We start from the raw sequence: 22,961 nt of genomic DNA on the forward strand, positions 1-22,961 counted from the left end.
TCACATCCGGCGAGTCCCGGCCAAGTGGTCGTCAGCCGGTGCCCGCGTCACCTCGTGGAGGCGGGGTGGGTCTGGTGCAGGCCGGCCCGTGATTCGGCCAAGTAGGCGAGGCGACGCAGGGTCTCGGAGTTGCGCCAGTGCAGGACGGGGTCGATGGCGGCATGCGGCAGGACGTGCACGGGACCTTCGACGGTCTCTTCGCGCATCACCAGGAGGCAGCCGTCGGGGCGGGTGGTGGTGACGAACTCGACCCGGCCGGCGCCGGCCGGCCAGACGCGGACCTTGATCACCAACCGGTGGTCCGGCTCGAACTCCTCGACCGTGGTCACGTCGTTCACCATGAACGGCCAGACACCGACCGAGTGGTGAAGACTCGTTCCGGGCGCCGGGAACCCTTGGTCGACCGACCGGACCCGCGCGGCGCCGACCACCCACCCGGCGTACGACCACCCGTCACTCAGCACCGCGAACACATCCGCGCTCGAAGCCCGCACCACCCACTCGTTCTCACTCATGCCTGAGCTGTACCCACCCCTCAAGCCTCGGGTCTCACCTGGCGCAGGGAGCCGCTGATCACCTCGGCGAGGGCCGGCGCCGCCGATGACAACCGCGCCGTGATGGCGCATGCTCGAGGTCTAGGTATCCCCACAGTTATGCGGACGGCCGCAGCGGGTACCTGTGTGGCAGTGCTTGCCCCGGACCACGGCACCTTCTCCAAAGTACGACGGCTGAAGAGGTGACCCCATGGCCTCGGCAACGACATCCCCCGCGTGGCGATCCACCGCGGTGGCGCGGGCCTACGGTGGCCCGGCGCACGGACAGTGCTGGGCGATCGAAGGCGAGGACCCACCGGCAGAAGTCGCGGTCACCCCGGACACCCCGATCTACCGGCTGATCCACCATCCCCGCACGCACCAGCCCGCCAAGGACCACCTGGGCAACTACCTCTACATGCCGGTCGGCCCGCAGGCCGACGGCAGGGCGTCGGTGCGCCCGGTGGACTTCGCTCCGTACGCCGGGCAGGCTGAGGCGGCGACGTCATGACCGGATCGGCCGGTCGGGTGGTGCAAGGCGCGCGGATGACGACTCCGAGGTGAGCTGATCCGTGGCATCACCGCGAGTACAGCAGATCCTCCTGGAGGTCCTCACCGACCCTCCCGGCCGGACCAGCACGGCCGAGCAGACACTGCAGCGTCTGTGCACCGCATTGATCGCCGCACTGCCCGTCGACGGCGCGGGTATGGCGTTGATGACGGCGGCCGGCCATGCGGGTCTCCTGGTCGCCAGCGACGCACCGGCGGCTGCGATGGAAGACCTGCAACAGACCCTCGGTGAGGGTCCGTGCCTGGACGCCTCACGGGCCGGCAGGCCTGTCCTGTTGCCGGATCTGGTCCAGTCCGGTACGACTCGATGGCCTGCCTTCACCATGTCTGCCACCGACGCCGGAATTGCCGCGGTGTTCGCCTTCCCGCTCCAGGTCGGCGCGATCCGGCTCGGTGTGCTCGACCTGTACCGCAGTACCACCGGATCGCTGGACCGGCTCGAGCTCGCCGAGGCACTCGACTTCGCGGCCGCCGCCACCACGATCCTGCTGGAGCTGCAGCACGGCACCCCGATCGGCCAGTTGCACCCGCTGCTGGCCGACGCCGCCGACGGGCGCCGCGAGATCCATCAGGCCACCGGGATGGTCTCGGTCCAGGCTGCCATCGGGCTGACCGAAGCGCTGCTCGTGCTCCGAGCGAGGGCCTATTCGACCGGGCGGCCGCTGCTCGATATCGCCAGCGATGTTGTGCACCGGCGGCTGACTTTCCCACCCGACAGCGACAATGATGAGTAGGCGGGCCGATGCGAGGATTCGACCGATCGACCGGGAAAGGAATCAGGTCATGACCAGAGAGCAGCGTCTAGGGCAGGTCTTCGTCGAGCTCGCCGATACTCTCGTCGACGACTTCGATGTCATCGACCTGATGCACCTGCTCTGCGAGCGCAGCGTCGAGCTCCTCGACGCCGACGCCGCAGGGCTGATCCTCGCCGACCAGCACAGCGTGTTGCAGGTGATGGCCTCGACGTCCGAGGAAGCACGGCTGCTCGAACTGTTCGTCCTGCAGAACGACGAGGGCCCGTGCCTGGACTGCTACACCACGGGTCAGCAGATCACGAATGTCGACCTCGGCGAGTTCAGCCAGCGTTGGCCGCGGTTCCACGCCGCCGCCACGGCCGCGGGCTTCCACTCGACCCATGCGCTGCCGCTCAGGCTGCGCGGCCGGGTCATCGGGGCTCTCAACCTGTTCTGCGCCCAGCGCTCGACGCTGACCCAGGAGGACATCGAGCTCGGGCAGGCGCTCTGCGACATCGCCACCGTCGCCTTGCTGCAGGAGCGCGCCATCCGCTCCGGCGAGATCCTCGCCGAGCAGCTGCAGAGCGCCCTGAACAGCCGCATCGTGATCGAACAGGCCAAGGGCATCCTCGCGGCGAGCGCGGGCCTCTCGCTCAACGCCGCCTTCAGCCTGATGCGCGATCACGCCCGCCGCAACCACCTGCACCTCAGCGCGGTCGCCGCAGAAATCACCACCCACACCCTCACCGCCAGCGACCTCCAACCCGCCACCGGGTGAGTCAATCGCCGGTCTGGTCGTTGGGCGCATGGACGGGCTTCGACTGCGATGACGAGCGCTGGCGCAGATAGACCGAGCCCCCGATGATCGCCGCGACCGCGAGGAACTCGCTCTGCCAGTTCTGGAACGACTCGAACCAGAACTGCGACGTACGCACGTACTGCCACGCGGTCACGGCCTGGCCGCCGTGCAGCTCCTGATCCTGGCTGTACGCACCGGCGCCGGTCACGGCGTGCAGCCAGAAGGACAGGAAGAACACGATCCCGAAGGCGATCGCCAGCGAGTTCTCGTACAGCCTCAGCACCAGCTCCGAACCATGCCGCACCGGCCACGGAGCCCTGGCATCGTTGCGATGGTCCCGCGGATCCTCATCCTGCTCGGTGGGTTCGCCGATCGGCCGCGACTCCGCTGACCCCTTCTGCACCAGGAACGTCGTGAGCAGTACATACATCCCCATCTGCAAGAACTCCGACTCCCAGTTCTCGAAGACTGTCTCACCGAACGAGGACGACCCGGCATACGCGACCAGTGACTCGGTCGGCTGACCATGATCGGACAAGTCCTCGTTCTCGTGCGCGTGCCCGGTGAGCAACACCCCCACCAGGAACAACGCGAACAGCCCCAGATTCACCAGCAACAAGGCCCGCAGCCGAACCCAACGCATCAGCACCGCCTCATTCACCCGTTCAGCGCCCAGCTTCCTCGGGGTCCCGGTACCCCCCGGCCATCCGCTCACGCGAGTACGCCGTACGCCGCGGATCGGGCTTCGGTGGTTGGGGTGCGGGTACCGGTGCCGGCAACAGACCAGCCGAGAGGACTTCGAAATGCCCGTTGATGTTGTCGATCTGATCATGCAGGACCACCGCGAGGTGGAGCGGCTCTTCGACGAGCTCAAGGAGAATCCGGAGAAGCGGCCGAACCTGCTGCCGGTGCTCACCACGTTGCTGACCGCGCACAGCCGCGCCGAGGAGGCCGAGGTCTACCCGGTCGCGGCTGCCGAGGCCGGTGAGAAGGAAGAGGTGTCGCACAGTCAGCAGGAGCACATCGAGGCCGACCAGCTGCTGGCCAAGCTCGCCAAGACCGACCCGACGTCGCCCGAGTTCGACAAGGCACTGCAAAACCTCGTCGACGCCGTGTCGCACCACGTCGAAGAGGAGGAAACCAAGGTCCTCCCGGGCATGCGCTCCGGCCTGTCCGCCGAACGACGCAACGAGCTCGGCGAGGCATTCGTTGCCAGCCGCAAGCAACACCTCGGCGAACAGCCCGGCGAACTGACCCGCGACCAACTCGCCCAACAGGCAACGAACGCAGGCATCTCCGGCACCTCAGGCCTCCCCAAGGACAAACTCCAGCAAAAGGTCCAACGCGCAGCTGACCTCTGATCCACCCCGACGCCGGCCGCGGTCACTCGACCGCGGCCGCTCTGCGCGCCCGGCCGGCTATCCGCGGGTGGCGGCGATGAGGCGCCTGGCTACCTCTCGCAGTTTGACGTTGCCGTCCTGCGACAGGCGGGTGAGGAAGGCGAAGGCGCGGTCGTCGGTCAGGTGGTACCGCTCCATGACGATGCCGACCGCCGTACCGATCGTGGTGCGAGTGTTGACCGCCTCGCGCAGGTTCTGGATCTCGCGGGCGTAGTCGATCGCCATCGCCGCCTGGTGCTGGAAGAGCACGCCGAGCGTTCCCAGGTCGCGGAAGGCCCCGACCTGCTTGGCATACAGGTTGAGGGCGCCACGTGACTTCGGGGCATTGAAGAGCGAGAGACCCGCTTGCGCGTGAACACCGGCCGCCAGCGCACTCACGGCGTACCGGGGAAAGCGCTCGTCCCGGGCCAGATCCGGCGAAGCGACGTGTACAGCCTCAGCCGCCGCTTCGTAGCAGGGACCTTCATGCAGGTCGTACTGCGCCTCGTCGAGACCCAGCAGGAACGCATCGGTCGGCGCGGCCGTCTCCAGCCGGCCGTCGGCATGCAGGATCGTGATGCTCGCGTAGTCGGTCTCGGGCAGCGCCTCGACCGCCGCAGCCGTGATGCGACTGAGCGTGTGGTCAAGGTCGCCCGGAGTCAGCGTCTTCCCCAGCCGCTGCGCCAGATTCAGGAGTTGGTCCTCATTCACGCCACAACCGGTACCCCGAATCGCCCACATGCACGCCGATGCAGCCCAAAGCTACTGCGGGACGGAGTCAGCCTTGACGGCGTTTCGCTTGCCGAGGGGACGCGGCTCGCCCTTCGTCGTGTCCCGGGCGGTCTGCTGTTCGGCCTCGGCGTTGATCTCGGCTCCTAGCAGTACGGCGTACGCGGTGAGCCACAGCCACAACATCAGGACCACCACCGCGGCCAGACTGCCGTAGGTCTTGGCGTAGTTGCCGAACGTCGCGACATAGATCGAGAAGCCGGTCGACGCGATCAGCCAGATGACGGTCGCGACGATGGCACCCGTGGACACCCAGCGGATGCGTGGCGCGTCCCGATCCGGCCCCAGCCGGTAGGTGACCGCGAGCGCCACCGTGATCAGTACGACGGCCAGCACCAGCCGTACCGCCTCGAGCAGGATCCGGACCGGCGTGGCCACATCATTGCCGATCGCCGCGCCGGCCGTGAACAGGGCGATCGCGAGCAGGACGAAGACGATCGCGCCCAACGTCATGCCCAGTGCGAGGAGCTTGCGGCGGACGAACCCGCGCGTCTCGTCCTCGTCGTACGCGAGGTTGACAGCGGTCAGGAGGTACCCCGCGCCTCCTGACGCGCTCCACAACGCGGCCACGACGGCGATCGCGACGCCGATCCCCAGCCCCTGCCGTGGCGCCGAGGTCAGAGCGTCGAGCTGCTGGAGCAGCAGATCGCGCCCTGACGCCGGCATGGTCGCGGCCAGATCCTTGACCTGGTTGCGGATCTGCGCCGGATCCGCAACCAGCCCATAGGCCAGCACCCCGGCGACAACGGCAGGAAACAGCGAGAGGAAACCGAAGAACGCGACGCCGGCCGCAAGCAGCGGAACCTGGTCGGCCTTGGCCTCAGCCCAAGCTCGCCGGATCACCTGCCACCAGCCGGTCGCCGGGATCTCGGTCGGCTTCTCGGCATCCAGTCCCGGAACGTCCCGCCGTTCGTCGCTCATCAGCTCGAGGAACCGGCCTGCCGGACGTTGTCCGCCGAGTCCCTGGCATCGTCCGCGACCTGGTGAGCCGCCGAGCGGCTCTCGTCGGCCACGTCGGTCGCTGCCTGGGATGCGGACTGCTTGACGTTCTCGACAGCCTGCTGTGCCGGCTCCTGGAGGTTGTCCTTCACCTCGTGGGCCATCTGGGCGGCCTGCTCCTTCACCGGACCGGCGGCCTCCATCGCCTTGTCCTTGGTGTCCTGCGCCAGGTCGCGTTCCCGCGTCGACGCCGGGAGTGCGGCGGCCGCGACCCATCCGGCCGCGAAGGCGATCAGGCCGGCGGCAAGCGGCGTACCGCGAGTCCGCGCCCGGGCCATGTCCGGTGCTGAACTGACAGCGTCACCGACCTTGCTGCCCGCGTCCTGCACGGTCGACACTGCCGAACCGGCGGTATCGCTCACGGTTCCTCCCACAGACTCCGCCGAACCCATCACGTGCTCCTTCAGCCGGTGGACCCCACCGCGAGCCCGGTCGACCCGCCGGCCGACGACGCGACCAGGGCTGACCTTCTCCGTCAGGGCGTCCACGTCGCGGCCCAGGTTGCGCCGCGTCTGCTCGATGTCGCGCTTCAGCTCTTCCGGGTCTTCAGCCATTTCGCATCCTCCTTGAGTGATTCGACCGTCTGGTCGGGTTTCGGATTGACTTCCTGGAGCTCCTTGCGTCCCGTCGTCGCCAGTACGGCGGCCACGACCGCCCAGATGGCGGCGACGATGAGCGCTGCCCAGATGAGATCCATCGCCTCGTCGAGAGCCCACATCACCGTCAAGGAGAGGAAGAGGGCGACCATCCAGCCGGCGAACGCCGCGCCGCCGAGCATGCCTGCGCCCTTGCCGGCCTTCTTCGCCTCCGCCTGGAGCTCGGCCTTGGCCAGCGCCAGTTCCTGGCGCGTGAGTTGCCCCAGGTCGGTGGTCAGCTGGGAGACCAGCTGACCAACCGACTCATCCATCGACAACCGGGCCGGACTGGTGCCGGGCGGTGATCCGTCGACAGTCATGTCACAGCCCCGGTCCGGGCGTGAACCTGGACTGGACCGGGGCCCCGGCATCCTGGTTGGGCGCAACCGGCGGCGGGACGAGGTAGTCGTCGACATCCGCGTCACCGACCTGCTGCCCCGGCATGCCGTTGCCGCTCACCGACCCATTGCCGTACGACCTACCGGTGCTGCCCGACGCGTTGGTGCCGCCTGCTGCCAGGGCGCGCGTGAGACGGCCGGCCACTACCCCGGCGGCCGCCGCCACCAGCAGGAACGTGCCCGGCTTGCGCCGCGCGAACCCGCGGACCTCGTCCAGCAAATCGCCAGGCTCGTGCTGCTGCAGGAAGTCCGCAGCCTGATCCGCGAAACCCGCACCGTGCCGTGCCAGCTGAGCACCCAGCCCGGACTGACCGTGCTCGGCCATCCCGCGCAGCTCGTCGCTCACCGAACGGAGTCCGTTGGTGGCCCGGTCCTTCTGCTGGCTCGCCTGTCCGACCAGCTCGTTCCGCGTCTGATGGGCCAGCCGGCGGGTCTGCTCCCGGACATCCGACGTCACGTCCGATGCCTTGTCCTTCACGGTCCCCGCAACCTGACGGGCGGCGTCGGCCGACGTCTCCTTCAACTGCCCGGCTTCGTCCCGGGCTGTCCCGGCGACACCTTCCGTGGGCGGACTGTCCGAGTCCATCCGGTGGTTCGTTGTATGCGTCATGTGACGGCTCCTTCCAGGAGCATTGATTGACGTCATGGATCAGCCCGCGTCTGATCCGCCGTACGAGAAGCACGGCGACACAGGGCTGAGGAGGTGGCCTGTCTAGGCCAGAGGGCGCAGCATCTCTGCCTCGCAGCAAGGACTTACCGAAATGGCACTCTTCCGTACCACCACTGAAACTAGCCGTCCGGTACCCGCCACCAAACGGCCTCACGCAACTATCAGGAGCCCGGGATCAAATGCCGTCACGCCCGCGTCGGAACGCTGCCCGGTATTCGCTTGGCCGCTGTCCCAGCTGCCTGGTGAAGAGAGCCGCAAACGTCCCGGGATTCTTGTAGCCGACCGCGGTAGAGATGCTGGTGACGGTCCTGTCCGTGGTCTCCAGGAGATGCCGGGCACGACTCACGCGCGACGCCTGGAGGTAATCGAGCGGGCTCTGGCCGGTCTCGGCCGCGAACCGCCGGAGCAAGGTGCGAGTACTGACATCGAATGCGGCCGCCAACGCGACGAGGTCGTAGCGGTCGGCCAGGTTCTGGTCGAGCTGCCGCATGACCCTTCGGGAGAACTCGCTTCCCGGCTGCGGCAGGAGTGTCGCGTCGACGTACGGCGACTGCGACGTACGCGCGTCATCGACAAGTGCCACCCTCGCGGTCGTCCTCGCGACCGACGCACCGTTGTGTTCCCGGATCAGAGCCAGCGCGAAGTCGTACATCGCACTGAACGCGGCCGTCGTCGTCACCCCCGTGTCGGTGACGACCAGTTGCTCGGGCCGGACCTCGGTGTCCGGACAGCGTCGAGCCAGTTCGTCCGCGAAGAGCCAGGACGTCGTAGCTCGGCGCCCCGCGAGAAGGCCGGCCTCCGCGAGCAGGAACGCACCGACGCAGATCGATACCACTGTGTTGCCCGCGGCAACATGCGAGCGGATCACCGCGACTTCCGGGCCGAGCGGCGCAAGCGTCGCGTCGACCTGAACGTCCTGCGAGAGCTCGAACCCCGGCACGACGAGGACATCGACGTCACGTACGGCTGAGACCGCCAACCGTGCACCACCCGACGCGACGACATGCCGGCGAGGCGACACGACCGACACGTCGTAGCCGACCTGGCCCGGGCCGGCGACGTGTGTGGCCATGGTCAGCAGATCGGGTACGCCGTACACCTCGGACGCGAAGCATCCCGGATAGGCCAGCACACCAACCCGCAGGACACTCATCCCTCGGCTCCTCACGTCTTTGGCGAGATTACCGCCAACTGTGGCGATCTCGCCTCTCACGGTCGGCCGATGCATCGCGTCAGGCTGTGCGCATGAGCATCTCGGACTTCGCCCGCCGACTCGTCGACGTGGACGGGGTGGTGAAGACCGTGTACGTCGCGGGCGCCGGACCGGCCGTGATCCTGATGCCGGAGATGCCCGGCATCAGCCCCGACGTACTGCGGCTGGCGCGGTGGGTGCGAGACGCGGGCTTCACCGTCCTGGTGCCTTCGCTCTTCGGGAGTGACGGCGCCTACCCCACGGCCGAGGGAGGCAAGGAAGTTGTCCGGCGCGCGTGCGTCAGTGCCGAGTTCCGTGCGTTCGCCGGGGGCGGCACGAGTCCGGTCACCGCGTGGTTGCGTGGGCTCGCCCGCCAAGCCCATGCGGAATGCGGCGGTCCTGGTGTCGGCGCGATCGGGCTGTGCTTCACGGGCAACTTCGCGCTCACCATGGCGCTCGAGCCGGCCGTCATCGCACCGGTGGTCAACCACCCGTCGCTGCCGCTGGACGACCCGGCCGGACTCGAACTCAGCGCGGAGGACGCGATCGCGGTCCGGGACCGCGTCACCCGCGACGGGCTGACCGTTCTCGCCTACCGATTCGACAACGACCGCTGGTGCACCGGCCGGCGCTTCGCCGCTTACCAAGCCCTTCTCGGCGACGCCTTCGACGGCCGCGTCCTCCCCGGCAGTACGGCGAACACCGACGCGCCCCCGTTCTTCCGCGACGTCGTCGAGACACCCCACAGCGTGGTGACCGCCCACCTCGTCGACGAGGCCGGCCACCCCACCCTGAAAGCACGAGACGAGATCCTCACCTACCTGACCGACCGCCTGAGACCCACCGGGTAAACACCGACCTGTCACAGGATGCGGCCTCCGATCGTCTGACTGTAGACAAGCGCCGGACTAGGCGACCGATCTCGCTGATGACTTGGGTGGCTCTGGTGCGAGGGCGGCGAACTGGCGTTCGAGGGCCTTGGCCGCGCTGGAGCGCCAGCTGTCGGCCATGGACTCAGACATCGGGTCCGGGAAGATGTCGTCCTCGCCCTGCTCCACGCCGTCGAGGATGGCGCGCGCGACGTACTCCGGAGAGGCCTTTGGTACGTCGAGGTCACGGGACATCTCGGTGTCGACAGGTCCGGTCAGGACGGCGTGAACGCTAACACCCTGGCCGGCCAGGAGGCCGCGCAGCGACTGCGTCAGGGAGAACGCGGCCGCCTTCGAGAGCGAGTACGACGGAATCAGCGGCAGCGGCGCGAACGCCATCACCGACAACACGTTGACAATGGCTCCCCCGGAACCGACCAGCAACGGCAGGAACGCCTGGGTCACGCCGTACGTGCCGTAGAGATTGACGGCGAGGCTCTGTTCGATCGCGGTCCGGTCGCCGAGGTTGTCGTACAGCGCGATGCCGGCGTTGTTGATCAGGACATCGAGCGATTCGACGCTCTCGACCGCCGCCTGGATCTGCCTCGCGTCGGTCACGTCCAGAGTGAGAGGCGTGACGCGCTCATCCGAGTGGACCAGCGGCCGGCGCGTTCCGGCGTACACCCGTCTCGCGCCTCTCCTCAAGGCGTCCTCGACCAGCGCCTGACCGATGCCGCGATTGGCGCCGGTGACCAGCACTGTCTTGTCTGCGATTGTCATGCACCGTCTCCTAGCTGAGGAATTCGAGCTGTCGAGGAGGTAGACAGCACGGCGCCGGGAAACTGGTCGCGCGCCGACCGCCCAGTTCGCCGCTCGGCCGGTGTCGATACTGGTGAGCGGGACAAGACTGCGGAGACGTGACGCGAGGGTGGAGTGGTGACAACCGAGCTGATGATCAAGGCGCGAGCCGGCGACGGCGGTGCGTTCCGGGAGCTCACCGAGCCCTACCGCCGCGAGCTGCTGGTGCACTGCTACCGGATGCTCGGCTCCTTCCAGGACGCCGAGGATGCGCTCCAGGACGCGCTGCTGGCGGCCTGGCAGGGCCTCGGTGGATTCGAGGGACGCGCGTCGATCCGGACCTGGCTCTACCGGATCGCGACCAATCGGTGCCTCAACGCGCTCCGCTCGGCGAAGCGACGCCAGGCCAAGGAGTGGGACGTGCCCGAGATCGAACCACCCGAGCCGACCGGGTTCAGCGAAGTCGTGTGGCTCGAGCCCTATCCCGACGCATTGCTCGAGGGCGCGATCGACGGACCGCTCGGCCCGGAGGCGCGCTACGAACAAACCGAGGCGATGTCGCTGGCGTTCGTGACCGCACTGCAGGTCCTGCCCGCTCGCCAGCGCGCTGTACTCATCCTGCGCGAGGTGCTCGGTTACCACGCCGACGAGGTGGCCGAGATGCTCGACTCGACCGTTGTCTCGGTCAACAGTGCGCTCAAACGCGCCCGCGCCGGCCTGCAGCGCCGCCTGCCGACCGGTGAGCACCCGGCCCCGGCGCCGAACTCACCCGCCGAGCAGGCGCTCGTGGCGAAGTTCGTCCGCGCGTACGGCGCCGGCGACGTCGACACGCTGGTTGCATTGCTGACCGACGACGTCCGCGTGTCGATGCCGCCGATCCCCCTCGAGTACCACGGCCGCGACGCCGTGTCCCGCTTCTATGCCAGCATCATCAGCCACCGCAGGTACGACCTCGTACCGACGCGGGCGAACGGCCAGGTGGCGTTCGGGACCTACCTCTACGCCCCCACCGACGGCATCCGCCACGGGACCGGTCTCCTCGTCCTCACCCTCACCCTCACCGGCGAAAGGATCTCCGCTCTGACCCGCTTCGACAACAGCGTCCTTCCGTCGTTCGGCCTGCCGCGATCACTGCCCTGACCCGCGGGTCGAGAGCTAAGTGGTGGGAAGGACGCGGCGCCAGCCGTCGAGGATGAGGGTGGGCTTCATGCCGACCGACAGGTAGAGGGCGAGGGCGCGGGACGGGTTGTTGGTGTCGACGTGCAGGATCGTGCCGGCCCGTCCGTTGGTCGCATCGAGAGCGAACGCGTCGCGCAGCAGGTACGTCGCCAGACCGCGCCCGCGGAACTCCTCGAGCACGCCCAGCATGCCGATATGGCCGCAATTCTCGCGCTCGACGAACCCGTCGTTGCAGACCCGGACCGCGATCGCTCGCCCGTCTACTTCGAGCAGGGTCAACTGGGACCAGTCGAAGCTCGCCTGAGTCTCGAGTGCCACGACCCACTCGTCGTGCGGACGGGGAACGAAGCCGAACTGACCACGGAAACTGTCGATGATGACCTCGTGCGCAGCCCAGCGAGTGGCGGCGTCGAGCGTGCCGCGGCGGACCACGACGCCCTCAGGTACGGCGGGATCGGCGAGGTCTCCGGTGTGATCGATCCGCATCCGGTGGTACGTCGTACCAACGGTGAAACCGTGGTCGGACAACCGCGCACGCTGTGGCTCGTCAGACCGGTGAATGTAGACATCGACGGTGATCTCGGCGTGACCGTGCTCGCGTCCCATCTCGCGCCCCCGGCGCAGCGCCTGCTCCAACAGCCAGTCCGCCACCATCGGGTACTGCGACACCACTTCGACGTCGACCACCTTCCGGTCGCCCTTGCCGAACGCGGTGGCGTAACCGGCCGGCCGGCCGTCGTCCGCGAGTACGAGCCAGCCGTCCGTCCCACGGTCGAGACCGGGCTCGACGATGGCCTCGGCAACCTGGTCGAGCGTGCAGTCGGCGAAACCGTTCACCGCGGTGTCGTAGGCCGAGAGCAGCTCGAAGATCGCCGAACCATCACGAGGCTCCGGTGGACGGACGGTGTAGTCGTCCGGCAGATGAACAGAACGCGTGCTGTGAAAAGACTTCACGATGCCCCCCTTGGACACCTGTTAGATGCACTCAGGGGGATGAAAGTTATCGAGCAGCCCGGTGAGCGCTCATTTTTGTTGCGCTAGGCAACGTCTACGACGAGGGCGGTGGCGGTTGCGGTGGCGATGATCTGGTCGTCGGCGTCGTACAGGATCCCTTCCAGGGTGGCGTTGTCCCCGGTGCGGGTGACGACGCGACCACGTCCGGTCAACCGGCCGGTGACGGTCGGACGGACGAACGTGGTGTTGAGTGGCCAGCGCATTGCCGGCCCACGCGGTCACAGCAGGCGACCGGGATCTGCTCGAGTCCATCTGGTCGAATACCGCCACCACCCTGGCCCGGATCCTCCTCCACAACGAGTCCGAGTCCACCCTCCGCGCCACCATCACCACCTTCTGGCACTACCAAACCGCCGGCCTGGCCGCCCTCCTCCGCCGCCTCGCCCACCGCTGACGACCAAACGACCGTTCGGGCCGCATCAGGTCTGTTCGACCTGGGTACCGGGAGCGTCAAAGTGATCCGAGGAGGTCTGTGGTGCCGAAGGACCGGCAAGTTGTCGTGGTGACCGGAGCGAGCGCTGGGATCGGGCGGGCGAGCGCGATCGCGTTCGGCCGGCGGGGTGCCAAGGTCGCGCTGCTGGCGCGGGGTGAGGCAGGGCTGGACGGCGCGGCGCGGGAGGTAGAGGCCGCGGGCGGTACGGCGCTGACGATCCCGGTCGACGTCGCCGACTACGAGCAGGTCGAGAAGGCCGCGGCACAGGTGGAAGCGGAACTGGGGCCCATCGACGTGTGGGCGAATGTCGCGTTCACCTCGGTGTTCGCACCCTTCCTGCAGATCGATCCGAACGAGTTCAAGCGCGCCACCGAGGTGACTTATCTCGGCTACGTTTACGGCACCCGGGCTGCCCTGGACCGGATGGCCCCGCGCGACCACGGCACGATCGTGCAGGTCGGGTCGGCCCTGGCCTATCGCGGTATTCCACTGCAGTCGGCGTACTGCGGAGCCAAACATGCCGTCCAGGGCTTCCACGACTCGTTGCGCAGCGAACTGCTGCACGACAAGTCCAACGTGCACGTCACGATGGTCCAGATGCCCGCGGTCAACACACCGCAGTTCTCCTGGGTGCTGTCCAGACTGCCCGAACACCCCCAACCGGTGCCCCCGATCTACCAGCCGGAAGTGGCCGCCGACGCTGTCGTGTACGCCGCGGATCACCCGCGCCGCCGCGAGTACTGGATCGGCGGACCGACCATGGGCACCGTGATCGCGAACAAGTTCGCGGCCGGCCTGCTGGATCACTACCTGGCGCGCACCGGCTACAAGTCGCAGCAGACGAACCTGCCCGAAGACCCCCGCGCCGCGAATCTGTGGCATCCGGCCGACGGCTACGACGGCCACGACTTCGGTACGCACGGCGCCTTCGACGACCGATCGACGAGTCGCAGCTACGAGTTCTGGATGTCCCGGCATCGCACGCTCGTCGGTGTCATCGCGGCCGGAGCCGCGGCGGCAACCGGCATCATCGCCGCCCGGACGGCCCGCAGCCGGTAGCGAGCCTCCGATGATCCGCTATCAGCGCGAGGAAGAGGACTCCGGCGAGCAGCTGGATCGCCATTGGAACGAGCTGCTGCAGGAACTGCGTCTGGCCCAGACCGGGACGCAGATCCTGTTCGCCTTCCTGCTGAGCATCGCCTTCCAGAACCAGTTCCACGCCGCCGACACGTTCACGCACACCGTGTACGCCGCCACGCTGGTCGCCTCGGCGCTGGCGGTGGCACTCTTCCTCGCGCCGGTGTCGTTCCACCGCATCGTCTACCGCCAGGGGCTTCGCGACCGGCTGGTCATCATCACCGATTGGCTCGCCCGCGCGGGCCTGGTGTTCCTGGTCGCCGCGATCTGCGGTGGAGTGTTGATCGCGCTGGACGTCGTGATGTCCAGAACGGCCGCGATCGTCATCGACGCGGCCGTGCTGGCGTGGTTCGTCACGTTCTGGCTGGCGATTCCGGCGTACGTCCGCGCCACCCGCGAACCGGAGCCGCACGACTGACGTGCAGCTCAGTGCTTTGGCTTCTTCGGCTTGTTCTGCCCGGGTTTGGCCGGTTTCCCCTGCGGAGGGCCGGCGCTGTGGGTCGTGGGCTTGTGTCGTGGCGAGGCAGCTGACGGCTGAGACGTGGTCGTGTGGACGACTGTCGTGGCGGCAACGGGCGGTCGCGGCGTACTGCGAATCACCGGCGCCGGCGTGAGCTGCTCGCCCGGCGACAGGTCGTTCGTTGCCGGCACTTCCACATCCCTTGTCGACAAGGCGATTCCGAGGACAGCCGACGCCAGCAGAGCGATCGCCGCAGCTGTCCCGGCAAGCAGCGGCCTCGCCGGCGTCCGGCGTACCGGAAGAACGCTGGTCGTGTCCGTTTCGGCGGCGAGGACGACCGGCGGTTTGACGCCCTCGGCAACCTGCGCCGCAGTGGGACGACGCGCCGGGTCCTTCGCGAGCATCCACAGCACCAGAGCCTCGAGATCCCCAGCCACGTCCGGCCGGAGTTCGCTCGGCGGGATCGGCGCGCGTTCGACGTGCTGGAACATGATCGACGCAGGGTCGTCGGCCAGGAACGGCGGACGCCCGGTGAGCACCTGGTACAGCACGCAACCGAGTGCATAGACGTCGGACGGTGGCTCAGCAGGCTTGCCCAGCGCACGTTCCGGCGCGAGGAAGTGGCTCGTCCCGACGATCTGGCCGGCCGAGGTCATCGTCGTACTCGCGTCGTCGAGGAAGCGCACGATGCCGAAGTCGGCCACCTTCACCGACCCGTCGCCGGCCAGCAGCAGGTTGCCGGGCTTGATGTCCCGGTGCACGATCCCCTGCCGGTGAGCGGCCGCCAGTCCGGACGCGGCCTGCCGGATGACGCGCTCGGCCCGGTCCGGGGGGAACAGGCCCTCGCGCCTGAGCTCCTCACCGACCGTGCGATCGCCGACCAGTTCCATGGCGAGGAAGCAACAGCCGTCCTCGTCGCCGAAGTCGAACGCCGCAACGACGTGCGGGTCGCGGATCCGCGCCGCGGCGCGCGCCTCGCGCAGGAAGCGCCCGGAGGCGGCGAGCGTCCCCGGGACGGGCAGCATCAGCTTCACTGCCACGTCCCGTCCGAGGACCTCGTCGGTCGCGCGGTAGACGTCACCCATCCCGCCGCGGCCAAGGGCCGCGGCGATCCGGTATCGCCCCGCTATCAGGTCTCCCGCTCGCCTCACCCACCGGTCGGTACCCGTGATCCAACCGGTGCATGTATCACCCGACCGAGGGGCCCAGGCCCAGCGACTGCGGTGTGCTCGAGTCGGGAGATGGTTGGTGGAGGCCTTCGTCGAGAGCGCCGTACTCGGTCATCAGGGCCGCACTGCCGCCCCACGGGGTTTGCTCCTCAGCCACCAGGGTGTTCGTGGTGAGCAGCAGGCCCGCGACCGAAGCGCCGTTCTGGAGGGCCGATCGGGCGACTCGCAGCGGGTCGATGATGCCCATCTCGAGCATGTTGCCGTAGCGGCCTTCGAGCGCGTCGAAGCCGTCGTCGACACCCATCTGGGTGGTTCGCTCGAGCACCTCCGCGCCCGAGTAACCGGCGTTCGTCGCGATCAGGTACGCCGGCTCCCGCAGCGCACGCCGGACGATCTCGACGCCGGTCGCGTAGTCGCCCTTCACATCCAAGGCGTCGAGCGCGGGCGCGGCATGGAGCAACGCCATCCCGCCGCCGGCGACGATGCCCTCGGCCATCGCGGCCCGGGTGGCCGACAACGCGTCCTCGACCCGGTGCTGGAGTTCCTTGAGCTCGGCCGGCGTCGGCGCACCGACCCGGATGACCGCGACCTTGCCGGACAGGGAACCGATCCGTTCGGTCAGCACGTCCTCGTCGACGCCGAAGGTCGCACGCTCCAACTCGGCACGCAACTGCGCGATCCGGAACGCGACTTCCTGCTCGCGCCCGGACGACGCCACGATCGCCGTACGATCCGCATTCACCCGGACCTGGTCCGCGCGGCCCAGTTGGGCGACGGTCATCGTCTCGAGGCTGAAACCGGAGTGCCGGCTGTAGACCGCGCCGCCGGTGATCGCGGCGATGTCCTCCAGTTTGTGCAGCCGCCGGTCGCCGAAGCCCGGTGCCCTGATCGCGACGCACTGGAACAGACCGTTCACATGGTTGTGCACCAGCATGCTGAGCGCGGTCCCCTCGAGGTTCTCCGCGATGATCACCAGCGGCCGCGGCTCACGCATGATCTTGTCCAGCAGCGGCATGATCTCCTGAACCTTGGTGATCTTCTCGCTGCACAACAGGATGTAGGGGTCGTCGAGGTTGGCCTGCAGGCTGCCCGGGTCGGTCACCATGTACGGCGAGAGGTACCCGTTGTCGAACTCGAATCCCTCGACGAAGTCGACGCCCATGCCGTGCGTGGCCGACTCCTCGACCGTGACGATGCCGCCGTCCCCGATCGTGAACAGGGCCTTCGCGATCGCCGCGCCGACGAGGTCGTCGTCGTTGGCCGAGATCGCCGCCACCCGGGCGAAGTCCAGCTCGGTCTCGACCGGGTGGGCGACCTCGCGCAGCCGCTCGACCAGCTTGCCGACGGCCAGATCGATTCCCCGCTTCACCAGGACGGGGTTGCCACCGGTGCCGATCGCGGCCATACCCTCGCGGATGATCGCCTGGGCGATCACGGTCGCGGTGGTCGTGCCGTCGCCGACGATGTCGTTGGTCTTGATCGCCGCTTCCTTGACCAGTTGGGCACCCATGTTCTCGAACTGGTTCTTCAGGAAGATCTCCCGCGCGATCGTGACGCCGTCGTTGGTGACCACCGGCGATCCGGTGATCTTCTCCAGGATCACGTTGCGGCCCTTGGGGCCAAGTGTCGACTTCACCGCGTCCGCCAACTGGTCGACGCCGGCCAGCAGCAGGTCGCGGGCGTTCTCACCGAATCGCAGTTCCTTGGCCATCAGGGCCCTCCCGGGGTCGTGAACTTACGGAACGAGGATCGCGCGGCCGCGGACCCGGCCGGCGTCGAGATCGGCGACCGCCTCGGCGGCCGCGGCGAGCGGATAGGTCCGGGTGTGCAGCGTGACCTTGCCGGCCTGCGCGAGCGCCATCAGCTCGGTCAGTTCGTTGAACGTGCCGACGATGTTGCCGACGATGTTCCGCTCGGTCGAGATGATGTCGAGGGTCGGGATCTGCACCTGGCCGCCGTACCCGATGACGAAGTACGAACCGCCCGCCGCCGTCATCGCGAAGCCGTCCTGCTCGGCGCCCTGCTCGGCGACGAAGTCCAGTACGACGTTCGCTCCGGCGCCGCCGGTGAGGTCGAGCACGGCCTGGACCTGATTGCCATCGGCAACCACCGTCTGGTCCGCGCCGAGCTGCTCGGCCAGCTTGAGGGCCTCGGGGTTGCGGTCGACGACGATGATCCGGGTCGCGGTCAGCGCCGCCAGGCACTGCACGCCGATGTGCCCGAGACCACCCGCGCCGATCACGACACACGTCGTACCGGGTGGCAGCAGCGGGATCGCCTTGCGGACCGCGTGGTACGCCGTGATGCCGGCGTCGGCGAGTGCCGCCACGTCCTCCGGCTTGGTGCTCGGGTCGAGCTTGACGCAGGCGCGGGCGGAGGTGAGGAGGTACTCCGCCATCCCGCCATCGCTGTCGAGGCCCGGGAACGTGCTGTTGACGCAATGCATGTCGTTGCCGGCGCGGCAGGCCTGGCAGAGGCCGCACGTCGGTGTCGGGTGCAGGATCACCGTGTCACCGACCTGCACGTTGGTGACGGCGGAGCCGATCTCGTGCACCCAGCCGGCGTTCTCGTGGCCGATCGTGTACGGCAGGGTCGGGTGCATCGCCGCGTCCCACTGCCCCTCGATGATGTGCAGGTCGGTGCGGCACACGCCGGCGCCGCCGATCTTGACGATCACATCCAGCGGTCCCTTGACGACCGGTTCCGGTACGTCCTCGACCACTGGTTGCTGGTGGTATCCGTGCAGTCGAACGGCCTTCATCCCTCTGCCTCCTCGCCTGCACCGGTCTCGGCGTACCGGTGCCGCAGCATTCCCCTACAGATGCCGGTGTTGGCCTCGATCCCGGTCCGGGTGAGGCGTGCCATGCCCAGATACTTCGGCGCCCCGGCGCCGGTGATCGCGGTACCGGTGCCGGGGTCGATCAGGAGCGGTGCGGCCGGGTCCGTCCGCAGTCCGAGCTCGGCCCGCCGCCGCAGCAGCCGGTCGAGCTCGGTCGATGCAGGTACGTCGCCCAGCGTCAGGCCGGCCAGGTCCGCCCGATCGGTGCCGGCGGCCAGCAGTTGCCGGCACACCTGGTCGGTCCCGGCCAGCATCGCCTTGGTCACGAAGGTCCGGCGCAGCTCGTCCAGTTCGTCGACCGCCTCACCAGCGAACGACGCGACGAAGCCCGCCCGGGCCGCGACCCCGGCGTTGATCTGATCGGACGCGAAGTGATCCTCGAGCGCCACATCGGCCGTGCGGACCTCGGGCAGCGCCGACACCACGTCGTACGCGTCGGCGACCATCAGGAAGGCGAAGTTCGGCGCACAGAAGTACGTCGGCAGGCGCAGCCGCACGACGGCATCGCCGGCCGCCGACACGACGCAGGTGGACACGAACCCCAGCGTCGTGATCGGCTCGTCCAGCTCCGGATCCCGAACCGCGTCCAGGGCGGTGAGCACCGCCCTGGACCGTTCCGTCACCACTGCCGTCATTACTGCGTGACCAGCTTCGCGTCGTCAGGCGCGGCCGGCGTCGCCTCCTTGAGTTGATACTCGTCGGGCACCTTGAGGTCGTACAGCTTGGCCGCGTTCAGCCCGAGGATCTTCTTCTTGCCCTCGACCCCGAGCCGCGGGTAGTCGGTGAACTCGTCGCCTTCGGGGAACTCCCAGTCGACGAAGCCCTCGATCTGCCACTTCGGCTCCCAGATGCCGTAGTCGCTGCCGAAGGTCATCTTGTCCTCGCCGACCCAGAACAGCAGCTCCCCCATCACCTTCGCGAAGAACCGCGGCCGGGCGTGCATCAGGCCGCCGATGACGACGGACAGACCGGCGTACACGTTGGGCTCCTGGGTCGCCATGAAGCAGAAGTCCTCGATCCGCGGCAGCCCGACGTGCTCGACGATGAAGTTGAGCTCGGGGAAGTCCGTCGCGGCGTGGTCGACATCGGAGACGTCGAACGCGTCCTTGTCCAGCGGCCAGATCGTGGGGCCCTTGTGGACGTGGATGTTCTTGATCCCGAGCTCCTGGGCCTTCTCCAGGTAGCGGTACGCCGCGGGGTCGGTGAGCTTGTAGCCACGCGACCCGGAGTTCCACTCGGCGGTGTAGAGCTTCACACCGCGCGAGCCGTACCGGTCGACGTTGCGTTTCAGGTCCTCCAACCCGGGGTCGCCGTCACGCGGGTCGAACCGGGTGTTGTGGACGAACATGCCCGGGTGCTTCTCACCCAGCGCGGCGTTCTTCTCGGTGGTGTTGAACCCGTCCTTGTACCACTCCTTCAGGTACGTCGGCTGGAACACCGCGACGTCCACGTAGCCGTCCTCGAAGACGTCCTTCATCAGGTCGTCCTCGGAGTACTTCATGAACTTCTCGATGGTCCAGTGGGTCTCCTTCGGCCCGAGACTCTGGTAGGCGTGGAAGCACTCGATCCAGCCCTTCGCGTACTGTTCCGCGCCCGGCACCCAGTTGTCCGGCCCCGCGTCCCAGAAGTGCATGTGGCTGTCGACCACGTAGTACTTCTCGCCGTTCTTCTCGTACACGTCCGGACCCCCTTACTTGGTAGCGGTCAGGTCGAAGCCGAGGTACTCGGCCGCGTCCTCGGGATTGGCGACCAGGATCGTCCGGTCGTCGGTGTGGATCATCCGGCCGTAGTGCGTCGACATGTTCTCCTCGAACTCGGCCTGGTCGAAGTAGCCGGGCTCCTCACCGAGAGCCTCGGAGATCTGGTCGTACACGACGTCCATCCGGCCGACCGCGTCGACGCGGATCATCGACGGCAGCGGCGTCACGGTCACGTTGTCCTTGTGACTCATCACCTCGGCGACGACCGCGCCGACCTGGTTGTTCATCAGCGTGAAGCCGGCCCGGTTGGACGCGGTGCTGTCGGACTTGAAGGGGCTCTCGTGGACTGCCTTGAGCGTGGTCACAGTGCCAACTCCTTCGGTTCTTCGAGGCCCAGCGAGGTGACGATGCCGCTGAACCGGCTCTTGACCCGGTCGAGGCCGTCCTCGAACCGTGGCGGTTTCGCATCCGGCAGCGACCACAGCGGCTGCATGGTGCGGGCCGCGGTCAGCGCGAGCGATGTCCACTCCGATGCCCAGTCCTGCATGATCGCCCTGTTGTGGTCGGCGAACTCACGGTCGTTCGTGAGCAGCTCGAACATCGCCGTTGTGTAGCGCAGGTCGCGCTCGGCGAAGTCGTACTCGGCGGCGCCGATCACGGTCGGGGTGACGAAGTCGCCGTTGCGCGGAGCGGCCTGCTGGACCAGCTGACTGCGGAACAGTTCACCGACGAGCGGCTCGAACACGATGTTCGCGGCGAAGATCGCCTCGCACCAGTCGTCGATCGCGGTCAGCCGCTCGGCGACGTCGCGCACGCCCTGCCAGGTCGGGTCGGACTTCCACGTCTCCAGGTGGGCGCCGCCGTCGAAGCCGTCGATCTCCTCGGACAAGGTCAGGTTGTACAGCGCGAGGTCCTGGGCGGCGCGGATCCGGTGCATGCTGTTCACCGAGATCGCGTTGTTGTGCATGTTCGTCGGTGCACGGCGGTTCGCGTTCGCGTACAGGTAGAGGCCGAGGCCGTGGTCGACGTGCATCCAGGCGCCGATGTGCTGCTCGACGAAGCGGACCCAGTTGGTGTTCCACTGCTCGAAGGCCTTCGACTGCCGGGCGGCCTCGATGTTCTGGTTGACCTGACGGACGACGTTGGAGTTGTAGCGGTAGAGCGTGAGCTCCCACTCCTCGTTCGGGTCCCGGAACTCGTGCCAGCCGGTCGCCGGCCACTCCTTGACGACCATGCCGCCGGTGCCTATTCCGCGCTGCGGCTCGGGCTTGTCCGAGCCCCACGCCTTCAGCACGGTCCAGTCCAGCGGATACCCGCCGCGCCCGTCGGCGAACCCGTACAGCCAGCCCTGGGTGAGGTAGTGCCGCGGATCCGGTTGGACCTCGACGGTCACGTCCTCGTAGTGGCTCTGCTTGCGCTTCTGCGGCGTGTAGTAGTTGTACCGCCGTGAATCCGAGTCCGGGAACACGCGAGCGCCAGCTTCGGCGTCGGTGAAGACCGGCTTCGGCACGCTCCGCTCTGCGGCGGAGTCTTGTGTGGTGGTCATCGGCTCTCTGCCTCCAGCACCTTCGAGTCACCGGCGTCGCCGGTCGTGGTGAACTTGTCGTAGTAGATGCGCTTCGTGACGACGCCCAGGACCTCGAGCAGCGGGATCGCGGCCTCGACCATCGGCGGCGGCCCACAGACGTACGCGTCGGCCCCCTTCAGGTCCGGCTCGCACCGCCGGACCACGTCGGTGATCAGACCCATCTCGCCGTCCCACTCGTCTTCGGACAGGGCCGGCACGTACTGGAACCGTGGCAGCGTCTGTTCGAGCCCGCGGAGCTCCGCCTCGAAACACAGGTCGCGGCGCGTGCGAGCGCCGTAGTAGAACGTCGTCGGCCGGTCGATGCCCCGCTCGGCCATCGACCGCAACAGCGCCAGGATCGGCGCCATCCCGGCCCCGCCGCCGAGGAAGATCAACCGGGCGTCCGGGTTGTCCCGGAGCGTGAAGACCCCGAAGGGTCCGGACAGCTCCAGCCGGTGGCCGACCTGCAGTTCGGAGTCCAGGAACTCCGAGAAGATGCCGCCCGGGTAGACCTTGATGACGAACTCCAGCTGACCGCTCTCCCGGCTGGACGTGTTCGCCATCGAGAACGAGCGAGTGGCCTCCCAGCCCGGCACCTGGATGTCGACGTACTGACCGGGGAAGAACTTCAGTTCGCCGGGATCCACCAGCTTCAGGACGAGATGGCGCAGGTCGTGCGTGACCGGCGTGATCGCGACCACCTCGGCAGTGCGTTCCTGGATCGGAAGGCCCGAGCGGATCATGTCCTCGTCGTAGTTGAGCAGCTCGATCGTGAGGTCCTCGTACGGATGCGCGCGGCACAGCAACGTGTAGCCCTCGTCCAGCTCGTACTCCGGCAGTGCGAACGTCGAGTACCGATCGAGCTCGATGTCATCCCCGTCCAGGACGAAGGACTTGCAGGACGAGCACTGTCCCTCCTTGCAGCCGTGCATCAGCATCACGCCCTGCTCCGCCGCGGCGCGCAGGATCGTCTGCTCCTCGTCGACCTCGATCTCGATGCCGACAGGTTCGAACCTCACCACATGTTTCTCGCCCATGGCTCCCGCTGCTGGTCGGAGGGATGAATCGGGGCGGGCGGGTACCAGGCGCACCCACCCG

General features: G+C 67.9%; 28 protein-coding genes. 9 read left to right on the top strand and 19 right to left on the bottom strand.

Features of this window, described 5'->3' with window-relative positions; genetic code table 11:
- Positions 1-47: 47 nt before the first annotated feature.
- Positions 48-515: an SRPBCC family protein gene (locus OG876_RS02940; protein ID WP_328523171.1), complete on the bottom strand. Its 468-nt coding sequence runs from the start codon at positions 513-515 to the stop codon at positions 48-50.
- Between the two features lie 229 nt (positions 516-744).
- On the opposite strand from OG876_RS02940, the gene OG876_RS02945 reads away from it, so the two are divergent.
- The 3 genes from OG876_RS02945 (at position 745) to OG876_RS02955 (ending at position 2,615) form a co-directional block, all read left to right on the top strand.
- Positions 745-1,044 (top strand): hypothetical protein, encoded by a 300-nt coding sequence (locus tag OG876_RS02945; protein ID WP_328523172.1) that lies wholly within the window; start codon positions 745-747, stop codon positions 1,042-1,044.
- A 61-nt stretch (positions 1,045-1,105) separates the two neighbouring features.
- Positions 1,106-1,837 (top strand): GAF and ANTAR domain-containing protein, encoded by a 732-nt coding sequence (locus OG876_RS02950; protein WP_328523173.1) that lies wholly within the window; start codon positions 1,106-1,108, stop codon positions 1,835-1,837.
- Positions 1,838-1,886: 49 nt separating this feature from the next.
- A complete protein-coding gene (locus OG876_RS02955) occupies positions 1,887-2,615 on the top strand; it encodes a GAF and ANTAR domain-containing protein (RefSeq protein ID WP_328523174.1) in 729 nt (242 codons plus the stop codon).
- 1 nt (position 2,616) lies between these two features.
- Here the strand turns inward: OG876_RS02955 and OG876_RS02960 are convergent, their stop codons facing one another.
- Positions 2,617-3,279, bottom strand: a complete 663-nt coding sequence (locus OG876_RS02960) for a DUF6766 family protein (RefSeq protein ID WP_328523175.1) — start codon at positions 3,277-3,279, stop codon at positions 2,617-2,619.
- 160 nt (positions 3,280-3,439) lie between these two features.
- On the opposite strand from OG876_RS02960, the gene OG876_RS02965 reads away from it, so the two are divergent.
- The gene (locus OG876_RS02965; protein ID WP_328523176.1) at positions 3,440-3,997 is read left to right on the top strand and encodes a hemerythrin domain-containing protein; all 558 of its coding nucleotides are present in this window, start codon (positions 3,440-3,442) and stop codon (positions 3,995-3,997) included.
- Between the two features lie 57 nt (positions 3,998-4,054).
- Here the strand turns inward: OG876_RS02965 and OG876_RS02970 are convergent, their stop codons facing one another.
- From OG876_RS02970 to OG876_RS02995, 6 genes are all read right to left on the bottom strand, one after another.
- Positions 4,055-4,726 carry a GAF and ANTAR domain-containing protein gene (locus OG876_RS02970; RefSeq protein WP_328523177.1) on the bottom strand — a complete coding sequence of 224 codons (672 nt, stop codon included), beginning with the start codon at positions 4,724-4,726 and terminating at the stop codon, positions 4,055-4,057.
- A 51-nt stretch (positions 4,727-4,777) separates the two neighbouring features.
- Positions 4,778-5,725 carry a YihY/virulence factor BrkB family protein gene (locus tag OG876_RS02975; protein WP_328523178.1) on the bottom strand — a complete coding sequence of 316 codons (948 nt, stop codon included), beginning with the start codon at positions 5,723-5,725 and terminating at the stop codon, positions 4,778-4,780.
- Positions 5,725-6,357 (bottom strand): DUF3618 domain-containing protein, encoded by a 633-nt coding sequence (locus OG876_RS02980; protein ID WP_328523179.1) that lies wholly within the window; start codon positions 6,355-6,357, stop codon positions 5,725-5,727. Before OG876_RS02980 ends, OG876_RS02975 begins: the two co-directional genes overlap by 1 nt.
- The gene (locus OG876_RS02985) at positions 6,333-6,758 is read right to left on the bottom strand and encodes a phage holin family protein (RefSeq protein WP_328523180.1); all 426 of its coding nucleotides are present in this window, start codon (positions 6,756-6,758) and stop codon (positions 6,333-6,335) included. Before OG876_RS02985 ends, OG876_RS02980 begins: the two co-directional genes overlap by 25 nt.
- A 1-nt stretch (position 6,759) precedes the next feature.
- Positions 6,760-7,446, bottom strand: a complete 687-nt coding sequence (locus OG876_RS02990) for a hypothetical protein (RefSeq protein WP_328523181.1) — start codon at positions 7,444-7,446, stop codon at positions 6,760-6,762.
- 235 nt (positions 7,447-7,681) lie between these two features.
- Entirely contained in the window at positions 7,682-8,659 is a 978-nt protein-coding gene (locus OG876_RS02995; RefSeq protein WP_328523182.1) for a GlxA family transcriptional regulator, read from the bottom strand.
- 92 nt (positions 8,660-8,751) lie between these two features.
- Here OG876_RS02995 and OG876_RS03000 point away from each other — a divergent pair, with 92 nt between their 5' ends.
- Entirely contained in the window at positions 8,752-9,549 is a 798-nt protein-coding gene (locus OG876_RS03000; RefSeq protein WP_328523183.1) for a dienelactone hydrolase family protein, read from the top strand.
- A gap of 57 nt (positions 9,550-9,606) precedes the next feature.
- Here the strand turns inward: OG876_RS03000 and OG876_RS03005 are convergent, their stop codons facing one another.
- Positions 9,607-10,347, bottom strand: coding sequence for an SDR family NAD(P)-dependent oxidoreductase (locus tag OG876_RS03005; RefSeq protein ID WP_328523184.1), 741 nt, complete (start codon positions 10,345-10,347; stop codon positions 9,607-9,609).
- A 156-nt stretch (positions 10,348-10,503) separates the two neighbouring features.
- Here OG876_RS03005 and OG876_RS03010 point away from each other — a divergent pair, with 156 nt between their 5' ends.
- Positions 10,504-11,505 (top strand): sigma-70 family RNA polymerase sigma factor, encoded by a 1,002-nt coding sequence (locus OG876_RS03010; protein WP_328523185.1) that lies wholly within the window; start codon positions 10,504-10,506, stop codon positions 11,503-11,505.
- Between the two features lie 15 nt (positions 11,506-11,520).
- Here OG876_RS03010 and OG876_RS03015 read toward each other — a convergent pair whose 3' ends face one another.
- Positions 11,521-12,498 (bottom strand): GNAT family N-acetyltransferase, encoded by a 978-nt coding sequence (locus OG876_RS03015; RefSeq protein WP_328523186.1) that lies wholly within the window; start codon positions 12,496-12,498, stop codon positions 11,521-11,523.
- Positions 12,499-12,581: 83 nt separating this feature from the next.
- Entirely contained in the window at positions 12,582-12,761 is a 180-nt protein-coding gene (locus tag OG876_RS03020) for a hypothetical protein (RefSeq protein WP_328523187.1), read from the bottom strand.
- On the opposite strand from OG876_RS03020, the gene OG876_RS03025 reads away from it, so the two are divergent.
- The 3 genes from OG876_RS03025 (at position 12,749) to OG876_RS03035 (ending at position 14,546) form a co-directional block, all read left to right on the top strand.
- Complete coding sequence (locus OG876_RS03025) at positions 12,749-12,952, top strand: hypothetical protein (protein ID WP_328523188.1); 204 nt, start codon at positions 12,749-12,751, stop codon at positions 12,950-12,952. The two genes, OG876_RS03020 and OG876_RS03025, sit on opposite strands and share 13 nt — an antisense overlap.
- Positions 12,953-13,033: 81 nt before the next feature.
- The gene (locus OG876_RS03030; protein ID WP_328523189.1) at positions 13,034-14,050 is read left to right on the top strand and encodes an SDR family oxidoreductase; all 1,017 of its coding nucleotides are present in this window, start codon (positions 13,034-13,036) and stop codon (positions 14,048-14,050) included.
- Between the two features lie 10 nt (positions 14,051-14,060).
- Entirely contained in the window at positions 14,061-14,546 is a 486-nt protein-coding gene (locus OG876_RS03035; RefSeq protein WP_328523190.1) for a DUF6328 family protein, read from the top strand.
- An 8-nt stretch (positions 14,547-14,554) separates the two neighbouring features.
- On the opposite strand, the gene OG876_RS03040 is transcribed toward OG876_RS03035, so the two are convergent.
- The 8 genes from OG876_RS03040 to OG876_RS03075 are packed head-to-tail and all read right to left on the bottom strand — an operon-like array spanning position 14,555 to position 22,882.
- Positions 14,555-15,739 (bottom strand): serine/threonine-protein kinase, encoded by a 1,185-nt coding sequence (locus OG876_RS03040; RefSeq protein WP_328523191.1) that lies wholly within the window; start codon positions 15,737-15,739, stop codon positions 14,555-14,557.
- Positions 15,740-15,776: 37 nt separating this feature from the next.
- Complete coding sequence (gene groL, locus OG876_RS03045; RefSeq protein ID WP_328526851.1) at positions 15,777-17,471, bottom strand: chaperonin GroEL; 1,695 nt, start codon at positions 17,469-17,471, stop codon at positions 15,777-15,779.
- A 21-nt stretch (positions 17,472-17,492) separates the two neighbouring features.
- Entirely contained in the window at positions 17,493-18,518 is a 1,026-nt protein-coding gene (locus OG876_RS03050; RefSeq protein ID WP_328523192.1) for an NAD(P)-dependent alcohol dehydrogenase, read from the bottom strand.
- The gene (locus OG876_RS03055) at positions 18,515-19,231 is read right to left on the bottom strand and encodes an iron-sulfur cluster assembly protein (protein ID WP_328523193.1); all 717 of its coding nucleotides are present in this window, start codon (positions 19,229-19,231) and stop codon (positions 18,515-18,517) included. The genes OG876_RS03050 and OG876_RS03055 overlap by 4 nt, the downstream gene beginning before the upstream one ends.
- Positions 19,231-20,274, bottom strand: a complete 1,044-nt coding sequence (locus tag OG876_RS03060; protein ID WP_328523194.1) for an amidohydrolase family protein — start codon at positions 20,272-20,274, stop codon at positions 19,231-19,233. Before OG876_RS03060 ends, OG876_RS03055 begins: the two co-directional genes overlap by 1 nt.
- A gap of 12 nt (positions 20,275-20,286) precedes the next feature.
- Positions 20,287-20,661, bottom strand: a complete 375-nt coding sequence (gene mimD / locus OG876_RS03065; protein WP_328523195.1) for a propane 2-monooxygenase effector subunit MimD — start codon at positions 20,659-20,661, stop codon at positions 20,287-20,289.
- Entirely contained in the window at positions 20,658-21,842 is a 1,185-nt protein-coding gene (locus OG876_RS03070) for a hypothetical protein (protein ID WP_328523196.1), read from the bottom strand. The genes mimD and OG876_RS03070 overlap by 4 nt, the downstream gene beginning before the upstream one ends.
- Positions 21,839-22,882: an NADH:ubiquinone reductase (Na(+)-transporting) subunit F gene (locus tag OG876_RS03075; protein WP_328523197.1), complete on the bottom strand. Its 1,044-nt coding sequence runs from the start codon at positions 22,880-22,882 to the stop codon at positions 21,839-21,841. The genes OG876_RS03070 and OG876_RS03075 overlap by 4 nt, the downstream gene beginning before the upstream one ends.
- Positions 22,883-22,961 lie beyond the last annotated feature (79 nt).

The organism is Kribbella sp. NBC_00359, from assembly GCF_036097425.1.
In the GTDB taxonomy this organism is placed as follows: Bacteria; Actinomycetota; Actinomycetes; order Propionibacteriales; family Kribbellaceae; genus Kribbella.

Bases quoted from the DNA above. Each gene is read 5' to 3' on its own strand.
- OG876_RS03050 (WP_328523192.1), bottom strand. From the start codon at position 18,518: ATGAAGGCCGTTCGACTGCACGGATACCACCAGCAACCAGTGGTCGAG.
- OG876_RS02945 (WP_328523172.1), top strand. From the start codon at position 745: ATGGCCTCGGCAACGACATCCCCCGCGTGGCGATCCACCGCGGTGGCG.
- OG876_RS02940 (WP_328523171.1), bottom strand. From the start codon at position 515: ATGAGTGAGAACGAGTGGGTGGTGCGGGCTTCGAGCGCGGATGTGTTC.
- OG876_RS02955 (WP_328523174.1), top strand. From the start codon at position 1,887: ATGACCAGAGAGCAGCGTCTAGGGCAGGTCTTCGTCGAGCTCGCCGAT.
- OG876_RS02965 (WP_328523176.1), top strand. From the start codon at position 3,440: ATGCCCGTTGATGTTGTCGATCTGATCATGCAGGACCACCGCGAGGTG.
- OG876_RS02990 (WP_328523181.1), bottom strand. From the start codon at position 7,446: ATGACGCATACAACGAACCACCGGATGGACTCGGACAGTCCGCCCACG.
- OG876_RS03005 (WP_328523184.1), bottom strand. From the start codon at position 10,347: ATGACAATCGCAGACAAGACAGTGCTGGTCACCGGCGCCAATCGCGGC.
- OG876_RS02995 (WP_328523182.1), bottom strand. From the start codon at position 8,659: ATGAGTGTCCTGCGGGTTGGTGTGCTGGCCTATCCGGGATGCTTCGCG.
- OG876_RS02960 (WP_328523175.1), bottom strand. From the start codon at position 3,279: ATGCGTTGGGTTCGGCTGCGGGCCTTGTTGCTGGTGAATCTGGGGCTG.
- OG876_RS03055 (WP_328523193.1), bottom strand. From the start codon at position 19,231: ATGACGGCAGTGGTGACGGAACGGTCCAGGGCGGTGCTCACCGCCCTG.
- OG876_RS02975 (WP_328523178.1), bottom strand. From the start codon at position 5,725: ATGAGCGACGAACGGCGGGACGTTCCGGGACTGGATGCCGAGAAGCCG.
- OG876_RS03035 (WP_328523190.1), top strand. From the start codon at position 14,061: ATGATCCGCTATCAGCGCGAGGAAGAGGACTCCGGCGAGCAGCTGGAT.
- OG876_RS02980 (WP_328523179.1), bottom strand. From the start codon at position 6,357: ATGGCTGAAGACCCGGAAGAGCTGAAGCGCGACATCGAGCAGACGCGG.
- OG876_RS03020 (WP_328523187.1), bottom strand. From the start codon at position 12,761: ATGCGCTGGCCACTCAACACCACGTTCGTCCGTCCGACCGTCACCGGC.
- OG876_RS02985 (WP_328523180.1), bottom strand. From the start codon at position 6,758: ATGACTGTCGACGGATCACCGCCCGGCACCAGTCCGGCCCGGTTGTCG.
- OG876_RS03070 (WP_328523196.1), bottom strand. From the start codon at position 21,842: ATGACCACCACACAAGACTCCGCCGCAGAGCGGAGCGTGCCGAAGCCG.
- OG876_RS03000 (WP_328523183.1), top strand. From the start codon at position 8,752: ATGAGCATCTCGGACTTCGCCCGCCGACTCGTCGACGTGGACGGGGTG.